The sequence below is a fragment of the Mariniluteicoccus flavus genome, from assembly GCF_054776655.1.
Genome location: NZ_BAAHBN010000007.1, coordinates 100,780 through 125,260 on the forward strand (window position 1 = coordinate 100,780; position 24,481 = coordinate 125,260).

A 24,481-nucleotide genomic window follows, 5' to 3' on the forward strand; every position below is an offset into this window, starting at 1 on the left:
TCTCACAGGCGTTGACCGACCCCGCGTACGCTGGCGCCCATGTCCGACGTCGTCTGCGCCATCGCCGCCGGGGAGCTCGACGCCGAGGTCGTCCTCCGCACCGACGCGGTCATCGCCTTCCTCGACCACCGCCCGGTCTTCAAGGGCCACGTGCTGGTGTGCCCGCTCCCCCACACCGACGACCTGATGACACTCCCGACCGAGGCGGTCGGCGAATTCTTCGAGACCGTCCAGTGCGTCTCCGCCGCCGTCGTCGACGCGCTCGCCTGCACCGGCACCTTCGTCGCGATGAACAACCGCGTGTCCCAGTCGGTCCCCCACCTCCACTGCCACGTGGTCCCGCGCACGAAGGGCGACGGCCTGAAGGGGTTCTTCTGGCCGCGTCGGAAGTACGCCGACGGCGAGATGGCGGCGTACGCGGCCCTGATCCGGGAGCGCCTCGCCCCCTGAGCCGCCCCCCTCGGGTCCGACCCCCGCCCGACCCCGGACGGCCCCCGAAAGCCCTCCCTGCCGCCTCGCCCGCACCCTAGGTTCAGGCCCATGACCACCACCCTCGCCCCGGCCGCGGTCACCGCGCCGAACCGCACCCTGCGTCACGTCGCCCTGTTCTACGCCCTCGCGTACGCCGGCATGCTCGCCGTCACGCTGCCCTTCGCCGACTCGTCCCGCGCCTACCCCGAGTGGCTCACCCTCGTCGGCCGCTGGATCCCCGCCGTGGCGAGCCTCATCGCCATCGCCCTCCTGGGGCCCGGCTCGCTCCGCCGCCTCGTGCACTGGTGGGGGCTGCGCCCGGGCGGCTGGCGGCCGCTGGCCCTCGGCGTCGTGGCCACCCTCGCCGCACTCCTCGCCGTCGCCTTCGCGCCGGTGCTCGTCGGCCAGGCGTTGGGCTGGGTGCAGCTCAAGCCGTGGTCGATCGTCGGCGGCGCGCTCGCTCTGCTGCCGGTCTATGTCCTCATCGGCTCGCTCAGCACACTCGGCGAGGAGGTCGCCTGGCGCGGGTTCCTGCCGCGCCTGCTCGGGGAGGGTGCGCGCTTCTGGCCAGTCGCCCTCGTCGTCGCCGCCCTCTGGTCGCTGTGGCACGTCCCGCAACTCGCCATGTTCGTGGCCCGCGGCGACCTGCCGGCGCACGAGGCGGTCGCCGCCGGAATCGGCATCGCGTTCTGGTCCTTGGCGCTGAGCTCGCTCGCCTTCAGGTTCGGAAGCGTGTGGCCCGCCGTCGTCGGCCACGCACTCCCCTTCCGCGCGGGCTCGCTGGTCGTCGCCCAGCCCGCCGACAGCGTCCCGTTCTGGGCGTTCGCGGCGCTGGAGTGGGCGCTGTACGCGGGGGTGGCAGTGGTGGTGGCTTCGACTCGCTGGCGCTCGCTCAGCCAACGTTGAGAGGCGTGGCTTCGACTCGCTGGCGCTCGCTCAGCCAACGTTGAAAGGCGTGGCTTCGACTCGCTGGCGCTCGCTCAGCCAACGTTGAAAGGCGTGGCTTCGACTCGCTGGCGCTCGCTCAGCCAACGTTGAAAGGCGTGGCTTCGACTCGCTGGCGCTCGCTCAGCCAACGTTGAGAGGACTCGCTCAGCCAACGTCGATGACGCGAACCGGCCCGCCCCCTGTCGGGGACGGGCCGGTTCCTGCGTACGGGCTGGTCAGCCCTTCGCGATGTTGCGCAGGACGTACTGCATGATGCCGCCGTTGCGGTAGTAGTCGCGCTCACCGGGGGTGTCGATGCGGACGACCGCGTCGAACTCGGTGACCTTGCCGTCGGACGCGGTGGCCGTGACCTTCATGGTCTTCGGCGTACGCCCCTCGTTGAGCTCGGTGATGCCGGCGATGTCGAAGGTCTCCTCGCCGGTCAGGCCCAGCGAGTCGGCCGACTCGCCCTCGGGGAACTGCAGCGGGAGGACGCCCATGCCGATGAGGTTGGAGCGGTGGATGCGCTCGTAGCTCTCGACGATGACCGCCTTGATGCCGAGCAGCGCCGAGCCCTTGGCCGCCCAGTCGCGCGACGAGCCCGACCCGTACTCCTTGCCGCCCAGGACCACCAGCGGCGTGCCGGCGGCCTGGTAGTTCACAGACGCGTCGTACACGAACGTCACCGGGCCGTCGGGCTGGGTGAAGTCGCGGGTGTAGCCGCCCTCGGTGCCGGCCGCGATCTGGTTGCGGAGGCGGATGTTGGCGAACGTGCCGCGCATCATGACCTCGTGGTTGCCGCGGCGCGAGCCGTAGCTGTTGAAGTCCTTGGCCTCGACACCGTGCTCGTTGAGGTATTGCGCCGCCGGCGTACCGGCCTTGATGTTGCCGGCCGGCGAGATGTGGTCGGTGGTGACCGAGTCGCCGAGCTTGAGCAGCACGCGGGCGCCGGTGATGTCCTCCACGGGCGTCGGCTCGGCCGGCATGCCGTCGAAGTACGGGGGCTTGCGCACGTAGGTCGACTCCTCGTCCCACGCGAACGTCTTGCCCTCGGGCGTCGGCAGGTTCTGCCACTGCTCGTCACCGGCGAACACGTCGGCGTAGCGAGAGGCGAACATGTCGGCGTTGATCGACTCGTCGATCACGGCCTGCACCTCGTCGGCCGACGGCCACAGGTCGGCCATGAAGACGTCGTTGCCGGCCTCGTCGGTGCCGATCGGCTCCTTGGCGAGGTCGATGTCCATGGTGCCGGCCAGTGCGTACACGACCACCAGCGGCGGCGAGGCCAGGTAGTTCATCTTCACGTCGGGCGAGATGCGGCCCTCGAAGTTGCGGTTGCCGGACAGCACGGCGGTCGCCGCGAGGTCGTGGTCGTTGATCGCCTTCGAGACCTCGGGGATCAGCGGGCCGGTGTTGCCGATGCACGTGGTGCAGCCGTAGCCGACGAGGTTGAAGCCGATCTTGTCGAGGTAGGGCGTGAGGCCCGAGCGGTCGTAGTAGTCGGTGACGACCTTGGACCCCGGCGCCAGCGTGGTCTTGACCCACGGCTTGCGGGTCAGGCCGCGCTCGACGGCCTTCTTGGCGACCAGGCCGGCCGCGATCATGACCGACGGGTTCGAGGTGTTGGTGCACGACGTGATGGCCGCGACGACGACGGCGCCGTGGTCGAGGTCGAACGAGTCACCACTCGACAGGGTGACCGGCACGGGGTTCGACGGGCGGCCGGGCACGAGCTTGCGGGCGGCGCCGACGACGTCGGCCGCGGCCCCCTTGGCCTTCTCGACCAGGCCGGTGACCAAGCTCGGCTTCGGGTCCTCGTTGGTGCCGGGCTCCGAGCCGGGTGCGTCGGAGGCCGGGAACGAGTCGGCGACGGTCTTGTCGTGGCCGGTCTCGTCCTCGGAGTCGAGCGCGTAGTTCTTCACGTCGGAGCGGAACTGCGACTTCGACTTCTCCAGCAGGATGCGGTCCTGCGGGCGCTTCGGGCCGGCGATCGACGGCTTCACGTCGGCCAGGTCGAGCTCGAGCTTCTCGGAATAGCGCGGCTCGCGGTCGTCGTCGTGCCACAGGCCCTGGGCCTTCGCGTACGCCTCCACCAGCGCGATCTGCTCCTCGGAGCGACCCGTGAGGCGCAGGTAGTCGGTGGTCTTGTCATCGATCGGGAAGACGGCGATGGTCGAGCCGTATTCGGGCGACATGTTGCCGATGGTCGCGCGGTTGGCCAGGGGGACCGTCGAGACGCCCGGGCCGTAGAACTCGACGAACTTGCCGACGACCTTGTGCTTGCGCAGCATGTCGGTGATCGTGAGCACGAGGTCGGTCGCGGTGACGCCCTCGCGGAGCGAGCCGGACAGCTTGAACCCGACGACGCGCGGGATGAGCATCGACACGGGCTGGCCCAGCATCGCGGCCTCGGCCTCGATGCCGCCCACGCCCCAGCCGACGACGCCGAGGCCGTTGACCATCGTTGTGTGGGAGTCGGTGCCGACGCACGTGTCGGGGTAGGCCTGGAGCACGCCGTCGACCTCGCGCGGGAAGATCACGCGGGCGAGGTTCTCGATGTTGACCTGGTGGACGATGCCGGTGCCGGGCGGGACGACCTTGAAGTCGTCGAACGCCGTCTGGCCCCATCGCAGGAACTGGTAGCGCTCCTTGTTGCGGCCGTACTCGATCTCGGTGTTCCGGCGGAACGCGTCGGGCGTGCCGAACAGGTCGGCGATGACCGAGTGGTCGATGACCATCTCGGCGGGCGACAGCGGGTTCACCTTGGTGGCGTCGCCGCCGAGGTCCTCGATCGCCTCGCGCATCGTGGCGAGGTCGACGACACACGGCACGCCGGTGAAGTCCTGCATGATCACGCGCGCCGGCGTGAACTGGATCTCGTCGGTCGGCTCGGCCGACTCGTCCCACTGGGCCAGCGAGCGGATGTGGTCGGCGGTGATGTTCGCGCCGTCCTCGGTGCGCAGGAGGTTCTCCAGCAGCACCTTCAGGCTGAACGGCAGGGACTCAGAACCCTCCACCGCGTCGAGCCTGAAGATCTCGTAGGTCTTGCCGGCCACGTCGAGATTGGCCTTGGCTCCAAAACTGTTGACACTCATGCGTTCAACTCCCGGACTCGTTCCTTCGTTGCCGCGGAGGCGTCGCCACCGCGCAAGTCTCTTGACGTCAAGATATCACGTCGTGTACGCGACCAGTCTGCTCTGCGGGAAACGCGAGGGGTCAGTGAGGATTGCCTAACCCGGCCTTCAGCCGTCGGACATCGCCCGCTGGACCTCACGCAGGCCGAGCCACCACTGGTCGCGCGGGCGCCGGAACTCGGTGTCGGCGTCGTCGAAGAGGCGCTCCAGCGTCTCGGTGGCCACCCGCCCCTCGACGAGCCCGACGCGGAAGGACTGCGGGCCCGGCCGGTCCAGTTCGACCGTCAGGCGGTCGAGCGCGTGGGCCACGAGCCGGGTCGCGAGGATGCGGTCGGCCGGGGTGGGGTTGCCGCCCTGCTGGAGGTGGCCCAGCACGGCCTGGCGGACGTCGAACAGGTCGCCGCCCTCCTCCTCGAACAGCCGCGCCATGAAGTCGGTGGTGTAGAGCGGGTTCGCCTCCTCGTTGCGCACGGCGAGGTGGAGCCGCCGCCCCGCCCGGAACCCGTCGTTGAGCCGCCGGCAGTCCTCGACCAGGTCGTCGAGCGTCACGCCCTCCTCGTGGAGGTAGACCCGCTCCGCTCCCCCGGCCAGCCCGCCCATCAGCGCCAGGTAGCCGCAGTGGCGCCCCATGGTCTCGACAACGAAGCAGCGCTTCGACGCCGAGGCCGACTGCTTGATGCGGTCGATCGCCTCGACGATCTCGTTCAACGCGGTGTCGGCGCCGATCGAGCTCTCCGACCCCGGCAGGTTGTTGTCGATCGACGCCGGCACGCAGGCGATGGGGATTGCGAACCCCGGATAACGGCTCCGCTCGTCGTGCAGCAGCTTCGCCGCCAGGTAGGCGTTCCAGCCGCCCACCACGAGCAGGGCGTCGATGCGCTGGTCCTCGAGCGTGCGGCCGATGGCGTACAGCTCCTCGACGGCCGGCACGGCCCGTCGCGTGCCGAGCTCGGCCCCGCCCAGCGGCGCCCAGCCCTCGACATCGCCCCACGTCAGCTCGGTGAGGTCGCCGTCCCGCAACCCCGGGAAGCCCCCGCGTACGCCGAGCATGCGGTGGCCGCGCTCGATGCCGAGCCGGACGGCCGCGAAGGCCGCCGCGTTCATGCCGGGCGCGAGTCCGCCGGCGTGGACGACGGCGATGCGCCTGGCCCCGGGCCCGGCCTCGACCGCCGGCGGCTCGGACATGTCGGTGAAGATGCGCAACATCTCGGTGAACGCCCCGCCGCGCAGCGCCACGGCCGCGTCGTGGTCCCCCGCCGCGATCAGCCGCGGCACCTCGCGCGTGCGCCCCACGGCGTCCACCAGCGGTACGCGGGCGATGCGGTTGAACCGGTCGCCGATGACGTGCGGCACCGACGCGGGCGTCGCCTCGATGACCTCGTGGGCCGCGGCGTGGCCGAGCCACGTGGACATCCACCGGTCGAACGCCGAGGGGGCGCCGCCGCGCTGCACGTGGCCCAGGATGGTGACGCGGGTGTCCTCACCCAGCGTCTCCTCGATCACCCCGCGCACGTGGTCGGCCGTGATGCGTACGCCGGCGCGGTCCTGGGCGCCCTCGGCCACGATGACGATCGAGTCGCGCCGGCCTGCCGAGCGCCCGCGGCGCAGTTCGGCACACATCCTCTCCTCCCAGCCGTCGGCCGGCGGGTGCTCGGGGATCAGGACGTAGTCCGCGACCCCCGCGATCGCCGCCATCAGCGCCAGGTAGCCGCAGTGGCGCCCCATCACCTCGACCACGAACGAGCGCTGGTGGGAGGCCGCGGTGGACGCGATCGCGTCGATGGCGTCGACGATGCGATGCAGGGCCGAGTCGGCCCCGATGGTCGTGTCGGTGCCGACGAGGTCGTTGTCGATCGAGCCGACGATGCCGGCGATCATCAGCGCCGGATGGCGCTCGGCGACCGCCGGGTCCAGCTCGCCCGCCGCGACCAGGGCCGCGACGTGGTCCGGCCACTCCCGCCGGAACTCGTCGAGCCCCGACAGGGAGCCGTCGCCGCCGATGACGACGAGTCGGTCGATGCCGTGCTCGAGCAGGTGCAGGGCCGCCCGGCGGCGACCGGCGAGCTCGCGGAAGTCCTTGCTGCGGAACGTCCCGATCACGGTGCCGCCGCGGTGCAGAATCGACCCGACGTCGTCCCACGACGCGCGGCGGATGCCGTCGCCGCCGTCGACCATGCCCTGATAGCCCTCATAGACGCAGAAGACCTCGGCCCCCAGCGTCAGGCCGGTGCGGACGACCCCGCGTACGGCGGCGTTCATGCCCTGCGCATCGCCGCCGGAGGTGAGGACGGCCAGCCGGACGGGGCGATCGGGGGTGGTGGTCTGGGTCATCTGCGGCCTCCCGGGGGTGCGTACGCCCCATCCTGCCGCGCGCCGTCAGGCCGTCGACGCCGGGGTGAGGATCGCGACGCACTCCACGTGATGGGTCTGCGGGAAGAGGTCGAAGGCGCGCAGGGACACCACCTCCAGGCCCAGGTCCCGGGCGGTGCCGAGGTCGCGGGCGAGGGCCGCGGGATCGCAGGCCACGTACGCGATCGCGCGCGGTCGGCGGCCGGCGACCGCGCGCATGACGGCCTTCCCAGCGCCGGTGCGCGGCGGGTCGAGCACGACGAGTTCGGTGCGCTTCGGCAGCGTCGCGAGGGCCCGCTCGACCCGGCCGACGGTGAACCGGGCATCGGTCACGTTGCGGCGCGCGTGGGCGATGGCCCCGCGCGAGGCCTCCACGCCCCACACGCGTACGCCGCGGTCGGCGAGCGCGCCGGCGAACAGCCCGACGCCGCAATAGAGGTCGAACGCGCGCTCCCCCGCCCGGGGGTCGAGCCCGGCCAGGACGGCGTCGACGAGCGTGTCGGCCGCCTGCGGGTGGATCTGCCAGAAGCCCTGGGCGTCCACCCCGTACGCCCGGCCGGCGGCCCGCTCGGTGATGGGGGCGTCGTCGTCGCCGGCCAGCGTCAGGGCCCCGGACGCCGCGTCGACGACGGTGACGGGCTCGCCGGCGCCCACGCCCTGGGGCGCCGCCGCGGCGACGGAGGCGATGGCACAGCCCTGGTCGGGCAGGGGGACGACCGTGTGGGACCGGTGGGCCCGCAGGCCCAGCCCGGCACCGTGGTCCGGGTCGCCGGTGGCCGTGTAGCGCATCCGCGTACGCCACCCCAGCAGCGGCGCCACCGCCTCGACCTCGCCGTCCCAGGTGAGCCCGGCGAGGCGCTCGAGCTGCTCGGCGACGACGGCGCGCTTCCACTCCAGCTGGCCGGCCGGCGCGACGTGCTGGAGGTCGCAGCCCCCGCACCCGCCGGGGCGGGCGACCGGGCAGGGCGCGGTCACGCGATCCGGCGACGCCTCGACCACCTCGACCGCGTCGGCCCGCCAGAACCGCTCGTGGGTGTCGTCGGTGACCCGTACGCGGACGACCTCGCCCGGCAGCGCGTGGCGGACGAACAGGACGCGCCCGTCGAGACGCGCGACGCAGTTGCCGCCGTGGGCCACGGGACCGACGGTGACCGGGCCGAGGACCTGGCCGTCCGCGACCCGCTCGGACGCCTGCGGACCGGCGGTCACTGGTCGTCCGCCGCGCTCGCGCCGTGGTGTTCGGGAGCGCGGGCCTCGCTCGTGCCGGCGAGCCGGAACGCCATCGGGTCCTCGCGGGCGATGCGGTTGGCCGCGGCCGACGACGAACGCAGCAGGTAGGGCACCGACGTCACCATGACCCCGGGCGCGAAGTGGAGGCGCGTACGCAGCAGCAGGGCCGTCTGGTTGTGGAGGATGCCCTCCCACCAGTGGCCCACGACGTATTCGGGGATGTAGACGCACACGACGTCGCGCGGCGAGTTCTGCCGCAGGTCCTTGACGTAGCGCACCACCGGGCTGATCACCTCGCGGTAGGGCGAGGCCACGACCTTCAGCGGGAGGCCGAGGTCGGCGGCGTCCCACGTCCGGACCAGGGCGTCGGTCTCGTCGGGGTCGACGTCGACGGTGATCGCCTCGATGGTCGAGGGGCGCGAGGCCTTCGCGAACATCAGGGCCCGCAGGGTCGGCTTGTTCACCTTCGACACCATCACCACGGCGTGGACGCGGCTCGGCAGCGACCGCTCGTCGCCCGGGACCCAGGCGATCTCCCGCGCCACCGAGTCGTAGTGGCGCCGGATCAGCTTCATCAGCACGAACACGATCGCCATGGCGAGGATGGCCATCCACGCCCCCTGCACGAACTTCGACAGCAGCACGACGACCAGGACGACCCCGGTCAGTGTGAGCCCGATGCCGTTGATGATGCGCGAGCGCCGCATCGTCGCGCGCACCTGCGGGTCCTTCTCGGTCTTCAGGTGGCGCGTCCAGTGGATCAGCATGCCGGTCTGCGACACCGTGAACGAGACGAAGACGCCGACCACATAGAGCTGGATCAGCTTCGTCACGTCGGCGTTGAACGCCAGCACGAGCCCGACGGCGACGACGGCGAGGGCCACGATGCCGTTGGAGTACGCGAGGCGGTCACCGCGGGTGTGGAGCTGGCGCGGCATGTAGCCGTCCTTCGCGAGGATCGACCCCAGCACGGGGAATCCGTTGAAGGCGGTGTTCGCGGCGAGGAACAGGATGATCATCGTCGCGATGACCAGGAAATAGAAGCCCGGGCGGAAGTTCGAGAACACCGCGTCGGCGAGCTGGCCCATCGCGGTCTGCTCGACGACGTCCTGCTTCACGCCGTTCAGCGCGTAGTAGGAGTGGGGGGCGTCGATGAGCTTCACGTGGGCGAGGTTGGCCAGGGCGATGATGCCGAGCAGCATCGTCACGGCGATCGATCCGAGCAGCAGCAGCGTGGTCGCGGCGTTCTTCGACTTCGGCACCTTGAACGCCGGCACACCGTTCGAGATCGCCTCCACACCCGTCAGCGCCGCGCAGCCCGACGAGAACGCGCGGGCCAGGAGCGCCACCATCATCAGCCCGACGAACGGCTGATAGCTGGCATCGCCCACGACGTCGTACTGCGCCGAGTGGGCCCGCACGTCGTGTCCCAGGACGAAGATGCGGAAGAAGCCGTACGCGACCATGCCGATGACGCCGACCATGAACGCGTACGTCGGGATGGCGAACACGCTGCCGGACTCGCGTACGCCCCGCAGGTTGATGGTCATCAGGACCAGGATGATGACGCCCGCGATCAGGCCCTCATGGCCGTTGATGAACGGCACGGCGGCCTTGGCGTTCTGGACGCCCGACGAGACCGAGACGGCCACGGTGAGGATGTAGTCGATGAGGAGGGCGCTGGCCACCGTCAGACCCGCATTGGGGCCGAGGTTGACCGTCGCGACCTCGTAGTCGCCGCCACCCGAGGGGTACGCGTGCACCGTCTGGCGGTAGGACGCGACGACGACGAGCATGACGACGGCCACGGCCAGTCCGATCCACCACGAGAACGCGAACCCCGCCATGCCCGCCAGGGAGAGCGTCAGCAGGATCTCGTCGGGGGCGTACGCGACCGACGACAGCGCGTCGGAGGCGAACACGGGCAGGGCGATGCGCTTCGGCAGCAGGGTCTCACCCAGCTGGGAGCTGGAGAGCTTGCGCCCCAGGAGGAGGCGCCGCAGGCCGTCGGTCAGACTCACAGTCCCCCACTGTAGGCCTGCCGTCGCCCGTGTCGGAAACGTCTGCGGACTGGTATAGCGTCGGTCCCGTGCACATCGTGATCATGGGTTGCGGCCGCGTCGGCTCCCGGCTGGCGCGCAGCCTCGAGAAGCGCGGCCACAGCGTGGCCATCATCGACGTCAACGCCGAGGCCTTCCGTCGCCTCGGCCCGAGCTTCCAGGGAAGCACGGTCAAGGGCGTCGGGTTCGATCGCGACGTGCTCCTGGCCGCCGGCATCGAGCGCGCCGACGGGTTCGCCGCCGTCTCGTCGGGCGACAACTCGAACATCCTCGCCGCCCGCGTGGTGCGCGAGCAGTTCGGCGTCGACAACGTCGTGGCCCGCATCTACGACCCGGGCCGCGCCGAGGTCTACGAGCGGCTGGGCATCCCCACGGTCGCCACCGTGAAATGGGCGTCCGACAAGGTGCTGCGCCGCCTCCTGCCCGAAGGCTCCGAGCCGGTCTGGCGCGACCAGGCGGGCCGGGTGCGCCTGATGGAGGTGCGCGTCCACCGCGACTGGGTCGGCCACACGGTCGGCGCGATGCAGGAAGCCGTGCGTACGCCGATCCCCTTCCTGCTGCGGACCGGCAACGGCATGGTCCCCCGCGCCGACACCCTCTTCCAGGACGGCGACCTGGCGTACGCGGCCGTCGAGCAGGACCGCGTCGCCGACGTCGAGGCGATCCTCGGCGCTCCCCCTCGCCGACACTGACCGGCCCTGAACCACCCGAGACTGGAGAATCCCATGCGCATCGCCATCGCCGGTGCCGGCAACGTCGGCCGGTCCATCGCCAGCGAGCTGCTCGAGCACGGGCACGACGTGCTGCTCATCGACCGCGACCCGCGCGCGATCAAGCCCGATTCGGTGCCGAAGGCCGAGTGGCTGCTGGCCGACGCCTGCGAGCTCGCGTCGCTCGATGAGGCGGGACTCGACTCCTGCGACGTCTCGATCGCGGCGACGGGCGACGACAAGGCCAACCTCGTCCATTCGCTGCTGGCGAAGACCGAGTTCGGGGTGCCGCGCACGGTCGGCCGCGTGAACCACCCCCGCAACGAGTGGATGTTCGACGACGTGTGGGGCGTCGACGTCTCGGTGTCGACGCCGCGCCTCATGTGCGCGCTGGTCGAGGAGGCCGTGACGGTGGGCGACCTCGTGCGCCTGTTCACGTTCAAGAACGGCCGGACCAACCTGGTCGAGATGACGCTGCCCGACGAGAGCCCCCTGGTCGGCAGCAGGGTGGGCGACGCGGTGTTGCCCGGCGATGCGGTGCTGGTCGCGATCATCCGCGACGGACTGGCCCACGCCCCCGATCGCGACGGCTCGTTCGAGGCCGGCGACGAGCTGTTGTTCGTGACCACCGCCGACAACGAGCAGCCGCTCGCCGAAGCCCTGACGCCGAAGGGTGTCACGCCCCAGGTGGTGCTGAACACCCAGCTGCCGCTGGCGTGAGCACGGTCAGCCCCGCGGCACCTCGAGGAGCCGATAGCGCGGGTTGAACATGCGTCGGACGCCGCCCTGGCAGGAGATGCGACCCTCGACCTCGATCGTGGTGCCGGCGCGGATGCCGGCGATCTGACGTCGCCCCATCCAGGTGACGGTGACCGTGCCGGACCCGTCGTTCAACTCGGCGACCAGCTCGGGGTTCGACTCGCGCGGGCTCAGCGTCACCGTGTCGAGCGTGCCGCGCACCGTGACGCGCTCGCGGTCGCTGCAGCTGCGGACGGTGCGGGCGCCGGCCTCGACGGCCGTGCGCTGGCGCTCCTCCGACTCCAGCTCCTCGTTGCTCGAGGTGAGGCGCTTCAACCGCCCCAGGATGCTTCCCATGGTCAGCCCCTGGCCTCGGACTCGGCCTGCTGCATCGCCTCGGCCTGCTGGGCCTCCGCGGCCGCCTGCAGCTCGGCCGGCAGGGTCAGCGCCAGGACGTCGCCGACCGGCATGGCCGCGTCGTCGCGGCGCACGATGACGTCGCAGAACGCGTCGAAGAACGGCCCGACGAGGTCGTCGTCATGTTCGTCGGTGAGGGCCGCCTCGCCGAACAGGACCCCCCGCAGCAGCCACCGCGGTCCCTCGGCGACCCAGGTGCGGGAGGGCTGGAAGGCCAGCTGGCCCTCCGGGGTCTTGACCGGAAGGTTGCGCACGAGCTCGGTGCCGAACGGGCCCTCGACACAGTCGGCGGTGCCGCCGGCCGCCTGCGTACCCTCGATGATCTCGTCGCGGATCTCCGCCCACATGCCGGGCGTGCGCGGGGCGGCGTACGCGGACAGCTCGAGGGCGGACTCGCCCTTGACCAGGAGGGCCGCGATGATCTGCTCGGTGTCCTCGGTGACCTGCAGCCGGATCTCGCACTCCGGCATCGGGGTGATGATCAGGGCGCCGAAGTCGAGCCGCTCGGTGTCGTCGTCGTCGATGTCGACCTCGGAGATGTCGAACGGGCCCTCCTCGCGCCAGTCGCGGCTGGTGTCGAACGCGGCCCAGCGGTCGTCGTCGGAGTCGTCGTCCTCGCCCGCGTCGGTGGCGTCGTCGGGCTCGAGGGCATCGGCCTCGCGCGCGTCGACGTCCGCGTCCGCGGAGTCGGTCTCCTCGGCCGCGCCGGTGTCAGCCGCGTCCGTCTCGACGACCTCGACCGCCTCGGCCTCGTCGGCTGCGTTCTTCTTCCTGCGACCAAAGATCATTCGGGTTCTCCTCCGCGTGACGTCGGCTGACTGCGCGCAATCCGGGGACCGCGAGGCGCGGCCCGTTACGACATCTCAGTCTGTCAGGTGTCGGGGCCTCCATCAAAAGGTGGGGGCGCCCTTCACGATCCGGCGGGTGTGTCCCGACGGCCCAGCCCGGTGGAGCCGTGCCCGCCCTCGCCGCGCGCGCTGGCCTCGAGCTCACCGGCCTCGACGAAGCGCACGGTCTCGACCCGCTGCACGACGAGCTGGGCCAGGCGATCGCCGCGGCCCAGCGCGACCGGGTGGTGGGCATCGGTGTTGAGCAGGCAGACCTTGATCTCGCCTCGATAGCCCGCGTCGATCGTGCCGGGCGCGTTGACGATGGTCAGCCCGTGGCGCGCCGCGAGTCCCGACCGAGGATGGACGAAGGCCGCGAACCCCTCCGGCAGCTCGATCGCCAGTCCCGTGCCCACCAGGCGGCGCTCCCCCGGCGCCAGGACCACGTCCTCGGCGCACGGAAGGTCGGCCCCGGCGTCGCCGGGGTGGGCGTACGCCGGCACCGGCATGTCGGGATCGAGGCGGCGTACGCGGACGACGGGGCGGGTGGGTTCAGGCACGAGGCGACTCCTGCGTGGCGAGGTGCTGCTGGATCGCGGCCGCCAGTTCGGTCGCCCGCCGCGAACTCACCAGCCAGTAGGGGTGCGGGTCGGCCGGGTCGTCGAGCGTCACCTCGACCGAATCGGCGAGGAACGGGCGTACGGCCAGGTGGGCCCGCGCGTCGGCCTCGGTGCGCAGGCGGGCCCGGGTCTCAGCGGCGTCGCGGTGGCGTACGCCGGCGACCCACTGCCACTCGAGGTGGGAGTCCCCCACCGTCAGCCCCGAGTCGTCGACGACGATCCGGGCGGACCCGTACGGGACGAGGACCGCCGCGACGACCGCTGCCCCCGCCAGGGCGAGGACCAGCGCCGGCCACGGGCCCAGGGAGAAGGCCGCGGCCACGAACACCGAGAACACGAACACGCCCGCCACCAGCCACCACCACACCGGCACGAAAACGCGTTCTCGGAAGGTCGGCACGGCGGCGGCTCCTGGGCGGGTCGGTCGGGACGGGGACGGGTGCGAGCGTACCCCCACCCCGCGCTAGTGTGGAGGCCACTTGGACAACACGAGGAGGCCCGCATGGGACCCACACAGGGACTGGTGTGGAAGATCTACACCGGCGTTCTGGGCGCCGTCACCACGATCGCCGCACAGAAGGCCGTGACCCAGGCCTGGAAGCTGGCGACCGGCGAGGAGCCGCCGGAGCCGGGCGACCCCGACACCCCGCTCCACATGGCGGTCACGTGGGCCCTGGCCAGCGCGATCGGCGTGGGCGTGGTGCAGCTGATGACGAACCGCTTCACGATGCGCCGCTTCCGCGCACAGTTCGCCGAGGCGGACGCGAAGGTGCAGCAGGTCCGGCTCAAGATCTGAACCCGGAACAGATGCGCGGCGGGCCCCCGGTTTCCCGGGGGCCCGCCGCGTCTCTTCTGGGCAATCGCGTCGCGTCAGCCCGCGCAGTCCAGGCAGTACGCCTTGCCCTTCTTCTCCTCGGCGATCTGCGAGCGGTGTCGCACGAGGAAGCAGCCGGCACACGTGAACTCGTCGGCCTGGCGGGGCAGGACCCGAACCGTGAGCTCTTCGTGGGACAGGTCTGCGCCGGGCAGCTCGAAGGATTCGGCCGCCTCGACCTCGTCCTCGTCGACCTTGCCGGAATTCTTGTCGTTGCGACGGGTCTTGAGGTCCTCGATGGAGTCTTCGCTCATCTCCTCATCGGTCTTGCGTGGTGCATCGTAATCAGTCGCCATGGGTGCCTTCCTCATCAGCAGTGACCCCGGGGATGGAATGGGGTCGACGGGCGGTCAACGGGCGCGACCACCGATGTATTCCACCAGCCACCCGCGAAACGTCTGGGCGTATGAATACCACACTGCGCAAGCGCGTGCTGGCCGGACGCCCAACTGTCCACGCGCGGACGTGGTCAGCTCTCCGAGGTGATCACGCGTCCCGATCGCTGTTGGCCCTGACCGGGGTCCGCGGGCGACGGATCGGGCCGCGAGCCGACGGCCGGCCGGCCCGGCCGCTGGGGCGCCGGGCAGCAGGTCGCGGGGCACACGTATAGCCCGGGCGAACCCCCGTCGACGACCGCCGGCAGCACGCGCTCCTCGCGGGCGGCGGCCGCGCGTTCCTCGATGAGGTCGACGAGCCCGGCGACGAACGCGGGATGCGTACGCGCCGTCGCGGCACGCGCGAAACCGAGGCCGAGCTCGCGCGCGGTGGCGGCGGCCTCGGTGTCGAGGTCGTGGACGACCTCCATGTGGTCGGACGTGAAGCCGATCGGGCTCAGGACCACGGCCCCCACCCCGTCCTTGGCGAGGTCGGCGAGGTGGTCGTTGATGTCCGGCTCCAGCCAGGGCTGGTGGGCGGGCCCGCTGCGCGAGCAGTAGGCGAGGGTCCAGTCGACGGTGCGACCGAGGCGCTCGGAGACGCCGTCGGCGACACTCTGGGCGACCGCCTCGTGCCACTCGACATAGCTGCCGCGCGCAGAACGCGGTTCGGGTCCCGCGGTGGCGGCCATCGACATCGGGATCGAATGGGTCACGAACACCAGTGCGGCGTCTGCGGCGACGCCGGCGTACGCGTCCACCACCGCGTCGACGTTGGCGCGGACGAAGCCGGGGGTCTGGGCGTACTGGCGCACGCGGTCGATCTCGACGCCGTCGGCCGGGGTGTCGCTTCGTTCGAGGGTCGCCAGCGCCTGGCCGAGGTCCTCGCGGTACTGGCGGCAGGACGCGTACGAGGGGTAGGCGCTCGTCGTCAGCGCCAGGACGCGGCGATGGCCGGCACGGGCCAGGTCGGCGAGGGCGTCGGCGGTGTAGGGGGCCCAGTGCCGGTTGCCCCAGGCGATCGGCAGGTCGAGCCCGCGCCGCGCCAACTCCGCCTCGAGCGCGGCGATGAGCGCGCGGTTCTCGGAGTTGATCGGGCTCACGCCGCCCCGGGCGAAGTAGTGGGTGCCGACCTCACGGAGGCGTTCGGTCGGGATGCCCCGGCCCCGGGTCACGTTCTCGAGGAAGGGCACGACCTCGTCCTCGCCCTCGGGGCCACCGAACGAGACGAGCAGGAGGGCATCGTAGGGGGACGTCGACATGGCGATCATCCTTGCACCACGGCGACGCGCCGCGGACTGCGGGGTGTTGCGAGTCTCGCGCGTGTGCTGCCATGGTACGTATCACCTTGTCGACACACGGTTGGCATCGAGGAAAGGTCATGACCATGGGAATCGGACTCGGCATCCTGCTGCTGCTCATCGGCGCGGTCCTCACCTTCGCGCTGGACGTCAACATCCCCGGCGTCGAGGACGACACGCTCGGCTGGATCCTGATGGTCGTCGGCGCGCTCGCCCTGATCCTCTCGCTGGTGCTCAACGCGATGCGCAACCGCACGCGCCACGTCTCGGAGACCCGGGTCGAGGGCGCCCCGACGCGTCGCCGGACGACCGAAGAGCTCTGAGCCCGCGTACGCGGGGTCCGGCGTCGAACCGGTAGGTTGTCGCTGCCCTGGCCGCGACATGCCGGTCAGGTCAGTGGGGCCGCTGACGGCCGCCCTGTAACGTCGGGAGGAACGGACGCCCATGCGCATCGCGCATCCGTTGGGGCTGAGCGCCGATGGCGCGGTCCTCGTCGTCGAGACCGATGACGGCGAGCAGTTGGGCGTACCGGCGGACGAACGGTTGCGCGCGGCCCTGCGCCGCGATCGACCACGAATGGGACAACTGGAGATCGAGATGGACAGCGCACTGAGACCAAGCGAGATCCAGACGCGGATCCGCTCCGGGCAGAGCCTCGACGAGGTCGCCCGGGCCGCCGGCGTGCCCCCGGAGAAGATCGAGCCGTTCGCGGCCCCGGTCCTCGCCGAGCGCGAGCACGTGGCCGGCATCGCGCTGTCGTCGAGCGTACGCCGGCGCGGGGAGACCCACGCCCACCGCACGCTGCGCCAGGTCGTCGCCGAGCGCCTGCTGTCGCGCGGGATCGACGCCGACGACGTCGACTGGGACGCCTGGCGCAACGATGACCGGCGCTGGACCGTACGCGCGGCGTACTCGTCGGGGAGCGCCGACAGGGAGGCGCTGTTCCTGTTCGACAAGGCGGCGAGGTTCTCCTCGGCGGCCAACGACGACGCGCGCTGGCTGATCAGCGAACCGAGCCCGGCGACGGGCCCGCAGCCGGGCCGCAAGGGCCATCGCTATGACGACACCGACGAGCTGGCGCTGGTGCGCGCGGTGGCGGACGAGGACCTTGCCGACGCGGCCGAACCTGGCCAGACGGCCGGGGACACGTCCGACAACGAGCCGACCGAGCGCCTGCCAGAACCGCGGGCGACGCTGTCGGCCGTGCCGCCCGCCGCCGATGACGCGACCGACGAGGAACGGGGCGACGAGCCCGGCGAGGCACGGTCGGTGCCGAGCCCGCAGGAGATCGGCGACGAGGTCGAGGCCGAGCTGGACGCCTTCGACGTGATCCCGGAGGGCCAGTCCGAACTGGACGTGCTCTACGACATGTTGGGCGGCATCGCCGAGGACTCGATCAACATCTATGCAGGGCTGAACACCCCGGTGGTGGCGTCGGAGGAGGCCGAGCCGCCGGCTGAGCGAGCGGAACGAGTCGAAGCCCCGGAGTCCACGCCGAGTGGGCGGGCATCTCGTCCCGGCAGCGAGCAGCCTCGCTCGGCACCGGCTCCGCAGGGCGAAACCCCGGCCAGCACCACCCGCCGCAGCCGACCCGCCGCAGCCGCCGGCTTCTCCGACCCCGAGCAGCCGTCGCTGGTCGATGAGGCCGAGACCGGCGACGAGCCGGCTGGGACGAGCCCGGTCGAGACGCCGGCAGCCATCGCGGAGAAGGCCGCGGTGGTGGACCCCGAGGCGCCGCCCGTGGCGGAATCCGGGGCGGGGCAATCGGCACCGACCAAGCCCGCACCGTCGGAGCCCGCACCGTCCGAGCCCGCACCGTCGGAGCCCGCACCGACCAAGCCCGCACCGTCGGAGCCCGCACCGACCAAGCCCGCACCGTCCGAGCCCCAGGCGGCCGAGCCCCAGGCGGCCGACGCGAAGCCGGACGACTCGTCCGCGCCACAGGCGGCCGACGCGATGCCGGACGACTCGTCCGAGCCCCCGCCCGCTGCCCCGAAGCCCCCGCGCAAGCCCGCCCGCAAGAAGGGGCGCGCCTCGGTCCCGAGTTGGGACGAGATCATGTTCGGCGGCCCGCAGACCAAGTGAGGCGTCCGCGTACCCTCACCTGACCGGGCGGGTGGGCGTCGCGTGCCGGGAGTACGCGGCACCACGTGCCATCCATCCGGTCAGGGGCCTCAGCGACCGGGTGTCCGCGTACGCCTCAGCCGCTCGCCTCGTGTGCACGTCTTGCGTCGACACGCCGGGCCGCCGACCCAACCTGCGCACGCGTGTGCACAAGTTGGGCCGAGGGGAACCCGAGGGCCGAGCGAACCTCAGCCGCGCTCCACCCCTCGGTCGGGGTCGGTGATCCAGTCGCTCCAGGAGCCGGCATAGAGGGCGACGTCCTCGAGGCCTGCCGCCTCCATCGCCACCAGCGTCTGCGCGGCCGTCACCCCCGACCCGCAATAGACCACGTCACCGGGTCGGACGTCGCGGAAGTTGTCGCGGAGGTCGTCGACCGACTTGAACGTGCCCTCGCGGTGGTGGTTCTCGATGGCCGGCAGGTTCGCGGCGCCCGGGATGTGGCCGGCCACCGGGTCGATCGGCTCGTTGTCGCCGCGGAAGCGGTCGGGCGTACGCACGTCCCAGATGGTTCCGCCACGGGCCGCGGCGGCGGCCACGCCCTCCGCGTCGACCGCGCGCCGCTGGCCGGGGCGCGCCTTGAAGCTCCCGTCGTTCACCGCGGCCCCGCCGCCGGTCTCCACCTCGAAGCCGGCCTCGCGCCAGGCGGCGAACCCGCCATCGAGAACCCGCACGCTGTCGTGCCCCGCGTCGACCAGCATCCACCACAGCCGGCCGGCCGCCAGCGAGGCGGCCCCGTCCATGACGACGACCGGATAGCCGTTGTCGACACCGAGGCGGCGCATGGCGTCCTCGAAGTCCTCCGGGGCGGGGAGCGGGTGGCGGCCCCCCGGCGTCCCCGGCCCGTGCTCACCCGCGAGGTCGGCGTCGAGGTCGACCCACACCGCGCCGGGCACGTGACCGGCGCGGAACTCGGCCTCCCCCGTCTCGGTGGCGGCGGGTCCGAGATAGCGCACGTCCAGCACCAGCGGCGGCCGCACCCCCTCCAGCTCGGCGCGCAGCTCATCGGCGCTGATCAGCACGTGGTTCATGGGATGTCCTCCTGGACGTCGGTCGTTCAGTCGTCTTCCGACCCGAACGGCAGCGGGTCGGCGTTGAGGGTCGAGGTCGCCACCGAGCGGCTCACGCGACGACGATGGTGGCGGCGACACAGCACCTCGTAGGCCACCACCGGGACCTCCTCGGCCGGGGTCCCCACCGCCGTCGTGTCGCCGACGACGACCTGGCTGCCCTCGGTGACCATCCTGCCGTCGATCGTACGGGCGTTGTGGGTGGCGCGCTCGCCGCACCAGCACAACGGCTGCACCTGCAGCGTCTCGAGGCGGTCACACAGCTCGACCAGCCGCTTGGACCCGGGGAACAGTTCGGTGCGGAAGTCGCTGAGGATGCCGAACGCGAACACGTCCAGCGCCAGCTCGTCGACGATCCGGGCGAGCTGGTCGATCTGCTCGGAGGTGTAGAACTGCGTCTCGTCGCAGATCAGGTAGTCGATCCGGCGTCCCTGCGTGAGCTGGTGGACGACGTGCTTCCAGAAGTCGAACGTCGGCGCGACCTCCGTCGCCCGCCCCACGAGCCCCAGGCGCGACGAGATGGTCGACTCCCCCGCCCGGTCGCGGCAGGTGAACAGCTCGCCGGTCCGTCCGCCGAGTCGCTGCGTGTGGTCCATCTGCAGCGCGAGCGTCGACTTGCCGCAGTCCATCGGTCCGGTGAAGAAGAGCAGGTCAGCCACGCCCACATCATTCCCGCTCGGGCGCCGCGGCGGAAATCACGGGCCGTCAGTCCACCAGCAGCGGGACCTGCATCTCGACCGGCGTCAGCGACCCGTGCATGCCGACGAGGTTCATCTCCCGCCCGAGACGCGTCGACATCACCGCCCAGTCGGTCCGCATCGCCACGAGCACGTCGCCGAACCGCCGTCGTACGCGGTCGCTGACCGGCCCGAACCAGCCCTCGTCGATCGCCTCGTCCCGCGTACGCACCCACGCGTGGGTGCCGAGCCGGTCCGCGTAGCGCGCCGCGACCTCCGGGGCCCGCTCGGTGTAGAGCTGGCGCAGCCGCCCCTCGCCGGCGAACAGGTCGACGTCGGCGAGGAGGCCGGGCTCGTCCTCGACGACCAGGAAGTTGCGGCCCGGGACGTCGATCATGCCGTGGTCGCCGGTGACGACCAGCCGGACGTCGCTCGGCAACTCGGCGCGCAGCCGGGCGCACAGCGCGTCCACCCGCGCGAGATGGGCCGTCCACTGCGGCGCGGCGACGCCGAGCGAGTGGCCGGTGTGGTCGAGCTCGCGCTCGTACGCGTACACGAGCGTCCGCCCCCCCGCCACGGCCGCGGCGACGGTCGCCGACACGCGGAAGTCCTCGTCGGCCTCGTCCTTCACCCCGCAGAAGTCCGGTCCCCGCAGGGCCGCGAACGTGAGTCCGGAGCCCTGGAACCGCGCGGGGGTCACGGAGGTGACGGTCACGCCCTCGGCGTGGGCGCGCTCGAACCAGGTCGGCAGCGGCTGGAACTCGCGCGGCGGCACCGCCGAGTCCCACACCAGCGCGTTGAGGACCTCATTGGTCTCGGGGACGCGGCACATGTAGCCCGCCATGCCGTGCTCGCCCGGGGCCAGCCCCGTCCCGAGGCACGTCAGCGAGGTCACCGTCGTCGACGGCACGCCCGACGTGATCGCCCGCCCGCGCTCCCGCAGTCCGGACAGATAGGGCGCCGTCTCGGCCGCATCGCGCAGCAGCACGTCGCCGAGCCCGTCGACCAGCATCACGACGAAGCGCTCGCCGTCGGGGAGCTCCAGCCGGTTGTCGGCCCCACTGACCCCGAGGCGCGCGGCCACGCTCGGCAGCAGGTCGGACAGGGTCCCCGACCCGTACGCCGGGGTCACCATGTCCTGCGGCCACACCGCCATCAGCGCGTTCCGCCCACCTGCGTCGCCAGCGATCCCCGGCCCGTGGCGCGCTGCAGCGCGGTGGAGAACGAGACCAGTCGGCGTACGCTGTCGGCCCCGTCCGCCGCCGCGCTCATGCGCACGGTGAGGTCGTCCGGCGACATGGTGCCGGTGAGACCGTGGTCGGCCTCGCACGTGGGATCGGCGCAGCCGGCCGGTTCGAGCTCGATGCGGCGCATCGCCCCCCAGGAGACCGAGAGCCAGGCCTCCGAGACCCCCATGCCGGGCCGATAGGTCTCCGGCCGGTCGACGACGCGGGTCAGCGCAACCGCGTTGATGGAGCCGAGGTCGATCGACTCCGCCGACGACGCGGCCTGGGCGCCGACATGGGGCAGCCCGTCGGACGGCTGCTCGTCGGTGTGACCGATCAGCAGGCGGGTGGGCGTCAGGAGGAGGACGGTGAGGTGGCGCCGGATCTCGTCGTTGTTGAAGGTCGGCTCGTGGTGCACCACGAAGTCGACGAACTCCTCGTCGGCGAGGGTCAGCAGGATCGAGTCCTCGACGAGGTCCGGGAAATAGCCACAGGTCTCGAGGTCGGCGCGCAGACCCGCGCGCAGGTCGCCGTCACGGGAGGTCATTGCGCCATTCAAACACAAGTACGCGGGTCGAAACGCGCTCTCGCCCCGGGTGCGTACCGGAAGGCGGCACGGTGACTTCGACTCGCTGGCGCTCGCTCAGCCAACGTGGCCTAACCCAGGCTCCGCGACTGCGCGTCGCGCACGTCGGCGGTCGGCGCCACCGTCACCGTGGCTCCGACGACCCACACGCCGCCCGGCGACGCGATGCAGGGGGTCAGGTCGACGTCGGCCAGTTGGGGGTGGTCGTCCGCGAGGCGCGCGACGCGCCCCAGCAGGTTCTCGACGGCCGCGAGGTCGGCACCCGGCGCCCCGTCGTGCTCGAAGAGCGTCGGCGCGGCCCGCAGGTCGAGGACCATCGTCGCCGCGTCGGCGGTCGTCAGCGGCGGCACGCGGTGGGCGATGTCGTCGAGGAGGTCCGACGCGATCCCGGACAGGCCGATCGAGACGATGGGCCCGAAGCCCGCGTCCTCGCGACTGCGTACCTCCAGCGACACGCCCGTCGGCACCATCGCCTGCACCACCGGCGCCGCCAGCCGCTGCGGGTCGGTCCCCTCCGGCGGCCGCAGGCCCAACTCGTCGACGAGCAGGCCCAGGTCGCGCCAGGCCTCGGCCATCTCATCAGCGGAGTCGAGGTGCCGGAACACGCTCGGGGCGTCCGGGCGCCCGCGTACGCCGGGGTCGGTCGCCTTGAGCACCACGTTCCAGCCCGCGGCCTCGGCGGCGCGCACCGCGTCGTCCAGCGTCGCCACGTGGACGCGTGGCACCACGGGGATGCCGTACGCCCCCAAGAGTCGCGCGGTCTCGTCGGACGACAGCGTGCGTCCCCCCGGGCTGTCGGCCAGCGCGTCGTCGATCACGGAGCCCGCCGCCGCGCGGTCCACCTCCAGGTCGGGCACCACGCCGTGGTCGGCCGCACGCCAGCGGGCGTACGCGGTGACCTGGCCGAGCGCGGCGATCGCGTCGGCATAGCTCGAGAACGTCGGGAGCCCGCCCTCGGCGTCGTCGTCGTGGCCGCTGTCGACGCGCACGAAGTCGGCGAACACGCCGAGCACGGGCTTGGCGGCGTCGCGCGCGACCTCGGCGAGCGCCGCGTGGGTCGCGTGGGCCGTCGCGCTGAAGATGTCCACCACGCAGACCACGACCGAGTCCACGGCCCCGTCGGCGAGGGCGGCCCGGGCCGCCCGGGCGTACGCGTCGGCGGGCGCTCCCGACGGGAGGACGACCGGGTCGTCGCAGACCAACGCGTTGCGGAGCCCGACGCGGGCGATGTGGCCCGACAGCGCGGGCGAGTTCGTGATGACGCGCACGCGCTCGCCGGTGGGCAGGGGCTGGCGGGCGAGGATCTGGGCGACGTCATACATGCTGTCGCGTCGCGAGCACACGATGATGCCGGACTGGCGGAACAGCGCGTCGACGGCCTTCTCCGGGGCCCGGACGAGCGACGCCGCCGCCCCCAGGTGGGCCTCGCGCTCGGACCTGCCGGGCGCGAAGAGCACGACGGGCTTGCTCGACGCCAGGGCGCGGGCGATGCGGGTGAACTTGCGCGGGTTGCCGATGCGGTCGAGCGACAGGAGGCACACGCGGGTGGCCTCGTCGTCCATCCAGTACTGCAGGACGTCGTTGGCGGTGACGTCGGCGTACAGGCCCGAGGAGATGAAGCTCGCGAGGCCGAGGTTCTGCTCGATGGCCGTCGACAGCAGGATGACCCCGACGCCGGAGGACTGGCAGAACATGCCGATGCCGCCGGCGCGGGGCATCGGGGCGGGGCTCGCGTTGAGGCCGAGCGAGGTGTTGATGATGCCGAGCGCGTCGGGCCCGAACGCCCTCATGCCGGCCGCCCTGACCTGCGCGACGATGGCACGGTTCTGCTCACCGCCGTATTCGCCGGAGTGCAGCACGTAGAGGCCGAACGCCCCGACCTCGCGGGCGGACCCGATCACCTCGGCCATGCCCTCGCGCGGCAGCGAGGTCACCACGATGTCGACGCCTCCGTCAATGTCGGCGAGCGTGGCTGCCGTGGGCACGCCGTTCACCGTGCCACCGTCGGTCGCGACGGCGACCACGGCCCCCTCGAAGCCACCCTCCAGCAGGGAGGTGACGACCTGGGCGGCCCGGTCGGCGGGCGCGACCACGGCCAGCCGCTGCGGGTGCAGGAGCCGGCGTACGGAGTTGGCCTCGGCGCGGTGTTCGCGCCGCAACATCACCTCGACCGACTTGTCGGTGGGCGAGATCGGGAACTCGACCATGATCATGCCGTCTTCGAACTCGCGCTTCACCGTGTAGCCGGCCTCGACGAAGACCTGGGCCATCTTGCGGTTCTGGGGCAGGATCTCGGCGACGAACCGCTGGACCCCGCGCTCGCGCCCGGCCTCGGCGAGGTGCTCGAGCAGGAGCTGGCCGACGCCCTTGCCCTGCTGGGAATCCTCGACGAGGAAGGCGACCTCGGCGACGGAGTCGTTGACGCGGTCATAGCGGCCGACCGCCACCATGTCACCGGCGACGGTGAGCACCAGCGCCACCCGATCGGTGTGGTCGACGTGGGTGAAGCGGTGGACGTCGGCGGCGGACAGCACCGGATAGGGCGCGAAGAAGCGCAGGTATTTGGATTCGGGCGACACCCGGGCATAGAACGCCACGAGCAGGTCGCTGTCGGTCGGCCGCATGGGGCGCAGCCGCGCGGCGCTGCCGTCCGACAGGAGGACGTCCGCCTCCCATTCCACGGGGTACGCCGGGACCACGGCGTCGTCGTCGCTGGTCACGGGCCCAGCCTACCCATCCCCCGACTCGGCACCGGACCCGAGAACGGTT

Annotated in this window: 22 protein-coding genes; 7 read left to right on the forward strand and 15 right to left on the reverse strand. The window is 71.9% G+C overall.

Going from position 1 to position 24,481, the window contains the following annotated elements:
- Nucleotides 1–39: 39 nt before the first annotated feature.
- A complete protein-coding gene (locus ACYVAG_RS12780; protein WP_460770210.1) occupies nucleotides 40–450 on the forward strand; it encodes an HIT family protein in 411 nt (136 codons plus the stop codon).
- 90 nt (nucleotides 451–540) lie between these two features.
- A complete protein-coding gene (locus ACYVAG_RS12785; RefSeq protein WP_460770212.1) occupies nucleotides 541–1,377 on the forward strand; it encodes a lysostaphin resistance A-like protein in 837 nt (278 codons plus the stop codon).
- A 257-nt stretch (nucleotides 1,378–1,634) separates the two neighbouring features.
- Here ACYVAG_RS12785 and ACYVAG_RS12790 read toward each other — a convergent pair whose 3' ends face one another.
- The 4 genes from ACYVAG_RS12790 to ACYVAG_RS12805 form a co-directional block, all read right to left on the reverse strand.
- Nucleotides 1,635–4,493: an aconitate hydratase gene (locus ACYVAG_RS12790; protein WP_460770214.1), complete on the reverse strand. Its 2,859-nt coding sequence runs from the start codon at nucleotides 4,491–4,493 to the stop codon at nucleotides 1,635–1,637.
- 147 nt (nucleotides 4,494–4,640) lie between these two features.
- Nucleotides 4,641–6,863 (reverse strand): 6-phosphofructokinase, encoded by a 2,223-nt coding sequence (locus tag ACYVAG_RS12795; RefSeq protein ID WP_460770216.1) that lies wholly within the window; start codon nucleotides 6,861–6,863, stop codon nucleotides 4,641–4,643.
- Between the two features lie 45 nt (nucleotides 6,864–6,908).
- Nucleotides 6,909–8,018: a class I SAM-dependent RNA methyltransferase gene (locus ACYVAG_RS12800; RefSeq protein WP_460770287.1), complete on the reverse strand. Its 1,110-nt coding sequence runs from the start codon at nucleotides 8,016–8,018 to the stop codon at nucleotides 6,909–6,911.
- 68 nt (nucleotides 8,019–8,086) lie between these two features.
- Nucleotides 8,087–10,132 carry an APC family permease gene (locus ACYVAG_RS12805; RefSeq protein WP_460770217.1) on the reverse strand — a complete coding sequence of 682 codons (2,046 nt, stop codon included), beginning with the start codon at nucleotides 10,130–10,132 and terminating at the stop codon, nucleotides 8,087–8,089.
- A gap of 83 nt (nucleotides 10,133–10,215) precedes the next feature.
- On the opposite strand from ACYVAG_RS12805, the gene ACYVAG_RS12810 reads away from it, so the two are divergent.
- Nucleotides 10,216–10,863 (forward strand): potassium channel family protein, encoded by a 648-nt coding sequence (locus tag ACYVAG_RS12810; RefSeq protein ID WP_460770288.1) that lies wholly within the window; start codon nucleotides 10,216–10,218, stop codon nucleotides 10,861–10,863.
- 33 nt (nucleotides 10,864–10,896) lie between these two features.
- On the forward strand, nucleotides 10,897–11,601 hold the full coding sequence (locus ACYVAG_RS12815) for a potassium channel family protein (protein ID WP_460770219.1): 705 nt from the start codon (nucleotides 10,897–10,899) through the stop codon (nucleotides 11,599–11,601).
- 6 nt (nucleotides 11,602–11,607) lie between these two features.
- Here the strand turns inward: ACYVAG_RS12815 and ACYVAG_RS12820 are convergent, their stop codons facing one another.
- The 4 genes from ACYVAG_RS12820 to ACYVAG_RS12835 all read right to left on the reverse strand — a co-directional run bounded on the left by ACYVAG_RS12820 (nucleotide 11,608) and on the right by ACYVAG_RS12835 (nucleotide 13,883).
- Nucleotides 11,608–11,976, reverse strand: coding sequence for an OB-fold nucleic acid binding domain-containing protein (locus ACYVAG_RS12820; RefSeq protein ID WP_460770220.1), 369 nt, complete (start codon nucleotides 11,974–11,976; stop codon nucleotides 11,608–11,610).
- Nucleotides 11,977–11,978: 2 nt separating this feature from the next.
- Nucleotides 11,979–12,824, reverse strand: a complete 846-nt coding sequence (locus ACYVAG_RS12825) for a DUF3710 domain-containing protein (RefSeq protein ID WP_460770221.1) — start codon at nucleotides 12,822–12,824, stop codon at nucleotides 11,979–11,981.
- Between the two features lie 122 nt (nucleotides 12,825–12,946).
- Nucleotides 12,947–13,423: a dUTP diphosphatase gene (dut, locus tag ACYVAG_RS12830; RefSeq protein WP_460770223.1), complete on the reverse strand. Its 477-nt coding sequence runs from the start codon at nucleotides 13,421–13,423 to the stop codon at nucleotides 12,947–12,949.
- On the reverse strand, nucleotides 13,416–13,883 hold the full coding sequence (locus ACYVAG_RS12835; RefSeq protein ID WP_460770224.1) for a DUF3093 domain-containing protein: 468 nt from the start codon (nucleotides 13,881–13,883) through the stop codon (nucleotides 13,416–13,418). Before ACYVAG_RS12835 ends, dut begins: the two co-directional genes overlap by 8 nt.
- 102 nt (nucleotides 13,884–13,985) lie before the next feature.
- Here ACYVAG_RS12835 and ACYVAG_RS12840 point away from each other — a divergent pair, with 102 nt between their 5' ends.
- A complete protein-coding gene (locus ACYVAG_RS12840) occupies nucleotides 13,986–14,279 on the forward strand; it encodes a DUF4235 domain-containing protein (protein ID WP_460770226.1) in 294 nt (97 codons plus the stop codon).
- A 74-nt stretch (nucleotides 14,280–14,353) separates the two neighbouring features.
- Here the strand turns inward: ACYVAG_RS12840 and ACYVAG_RS12845 are convergent, their stop codons facing one another.
- A complete protein-coding gene (locus ACYVAG_RS12845; protein ID WP_460770228.1) occupies nucleotides 14,354–14,653 on the reverse strand; it encodes a DUF4193 domain-containing protein in 300 nt (99 codons plus the stop codon).
- A gap of 173 nt (nucleotides 14,654–14,826) precedes the next feature.
- Nucleotides 14,827–15,993 (reverse strand): ferrochelatase, encoded by a 1,167-nt coding sequence (locus ACYVAG_RS12850; protein WP_460770230.1) that lies wholly within the window; start codon nucleotides 15,991–15,993, stop codon nucleotides 14,827–14,829.
- 119 nt (nucleotides 15,994–16,112) lie between these two features.
- Here ACYVAG_RS12850 and ACYVAG_RS12855 point away from each other — a divergent pair, with 119 nt between their 5' ends.
- Nucleotides 16,113–16,355 carry a DUF6458 family protein gene (locus tag ACYVAG_RS12855; protein WP_460770232.1) on the forward strand — a complete coding sequence of 81 codons (243 nt, stop codon included), beginning with the start codon at nucleotides 16,113–16,115 and terminating at the stop codon, nucleotides 16,353–16,355.
- 121 nt (nucleotides 16,356–16,476) lie between these two features.
- Nucleotides 16,477–18,117 carry a septation protein SepH gene (gene sepH / locus ACYVAG_RS12860; RefSeq protein WP_460770234.1) on the forward strand — a complete coding sequence of 547 codons (1,641 nt, stop codon included), beginning with the start codon at nucleotides 16,477–16,479 and terminating at the stop codon, nucleotides 18,115–18,117.
- Nucleotides 18,118–18,344: 227 nt separating this feature from the next.
- On the opposite strand, the gene ACYVAG_RS12865 is transcribed toward sepH, so the two are convergent.
- The 5 genes from ACYVAG_RS12865 to ACYVAG_RS12885 form a co-directional block, all read right to left on the reverse strand.
- Nucleotides 18,345–19,184: a sulfurtransferase gene (locus ACYVAG_RS12865; RefSeq protein ID WP_460770236.1), complete on the reverse strand. Its 840-nt coding sequence runs from the start codon at nucleotides 19,182–19,184 to the stop codon at nucleotides 18,345–18,347.
- Between the two features lie 26 nt (nucleotides 19,185–19,210).
- Nucleotides 19,211–19,882, reverse strand: coding sequence for a thymidine kinase (locus ACYVAG_RS12870; RefSeq protein WP_460770237.1), 672 nt, complete (start codon nucleotides 19,880–19,882; stop codon nucleotides 19,211–19,213).
- 46 nt (nucleotides 19,883–19,928) lie between these two features.
- Nucleotides 19,929–21,056, reverse strand: coding sequence for an alkaline phosphatase family protein (locus ACYVAG_RS12875; protein WP_460770239.1), 1,128 nt, complete (start codon nucleotides 21,054–21,056; stop codon nucleotides 19,929–19,931).
- Nucleotides 21,056–21,673 (reverse strand): DUF5998 family protein, encoded by a 618-nt coding sequence (locus ACYVAG_RS12880; protein ID WP_460770241.1) that lies wholly within the window; start codon nucleotides 21,671–21,673, stop codon nucleotides 21,056–21,058. Before ACYVAG_RS12880 ends, ACYVAG_RS12875 begins: the two co-directional genes overlap by 1 nt.
- A gap of 110 nt (nucleotides 21,674–21,783) precedes the next feature.
- A complete protein-coding gene (locus ACYVAG_RS12885; RefSeq protein WP_460770243.1) occupies nucleotides 21,784–24,432 on the reverse strand; it encodes a GNAT family N-acetyltransferase in 2,649 nt (882 codons plus the stop codon).
- Nucleotides 24,433–24,481: the final 49 nt, after the last annotated feature.

Excerpts from the sequence above, each read along its gene's own strand:
- ACYVAG_RS12785 (WP_460770212.1), top strand. The coding sequence starts at position 541 with ATGACCACCACCCTCGCCCCGGCCGCGGTCACCGCGCCGAACCGCACC.
- sepH (WP_460770234.1), top strand. The coding sequence starts at position 16,477 with ATGCGCATCGCGCATCCGTTGGGGCTGAGCGCCGATGGCGCGGTCCTC.
- ACYVAG_RS12855 (WP_460770232.1), top strand. The coding sequence starts at position 16,113 with ATGACCATGGGAATCGGACTCGGCATCCTGCTGCTGCTCATCGGCGCG.
- ACYVAG_RS12780 (WP_460770210.1), top strand. The coding sequence starts at position 40 with ATGTCCGACGTCGTCTGCGCCATCGCCGCCGGGGAGCTCGACGCCGAG.
- ACYVAG_RS12865 (WP_460770236.1), bottom strand. The coding sequence starts at position 19,184 with ATGAACCACGTGCTGATCAGCGCCGATGAGCTGCGCGCCGAGCTGGAG.
- ACYVAG_RS12850 (WP_460770230.1), bottom strand. The coding sequence starts at position 15,993 with ATGTCGACGTCCCCCTACGATGCCCTCCTGCTCGTCTCGTTCGGTGGC.
- ACYVAG_RS12880 (WP_460770241.1), bottom strand. The coding sequence starts at position 21,673 with ATGACCTCCCGTGACGGCGACCTGCGCGCGGGTCTGCGCGCCGACCTC.
- ACYVAG_RS12790 (WP_460770214.1), bottom strand. The coding sequence starts at position 4,493 with ATGAGTGTCAACAGTTTTGGAGCCAAGGCCAATCTCGACGTGGCCGGC.
- ACYVAG_RS12810 (WP_460770288.1), top strand. The coding sequence starts at position 10,216 with ATGGGTTGCGGCCGCGTCGGCTCCCGGCTGGCGCGCAGCCTCGAGAAG.
- ACYVAG_RS12840 (WP_460770226.1), top strand. The coding sequence starts at position 13,986 with ATGGGACCCACACAGGGACTGGTGTGGAAGATCTACACCGGCGTTCTG.
- ACYVAG_RS12875 (WP_460770239.1), bottom strand. The coding sequence starts at position 21,056 with ATGGCGGTGTGGCCGCAGGACATGGTGACCCCGGCGTACGGGTCGGGG.
- ACYVAG_RS12820 (WP_460770220.1), bottom strand. The coding sequence starts at position 11,976 with ATGGGAAGCATCCTGGGGCGGTTGAAGCGCCTCACCTCGAGCAACGAG.
- ACYVAG_RS12815 (WP_460770219.1), top strand. The coding sequence starts at position 10,897 with ATGCGCATCGCCATCGCCGGTGCCGGCAACGTCGGCCGGTCCATCGCC.
- ACYVAG_RS12825 (WP_460770221.1), bottom strand. The coding sequence starts at position 12,824 with ATGATCTTTGGTCGCAGGAAGAAGAACGCAGCCGACGAGGCCGAGGCG.
- ACYVAG_RS12795 (WP_460770216.1), bottom strand. The coding sequence starts at position 6,863 with ATGACCCAGACCACCACCCCCGATCGCCCCGTCCGGCTGGCCGTCCTC.
- ACYVAG_RS12845 (WP_460770228.1), bottom strand. The coding sequence starts at position 14,653 with ATGGCGACTGATTACGATGCACCACGCAAGACCGATGAGGAGATGAGC.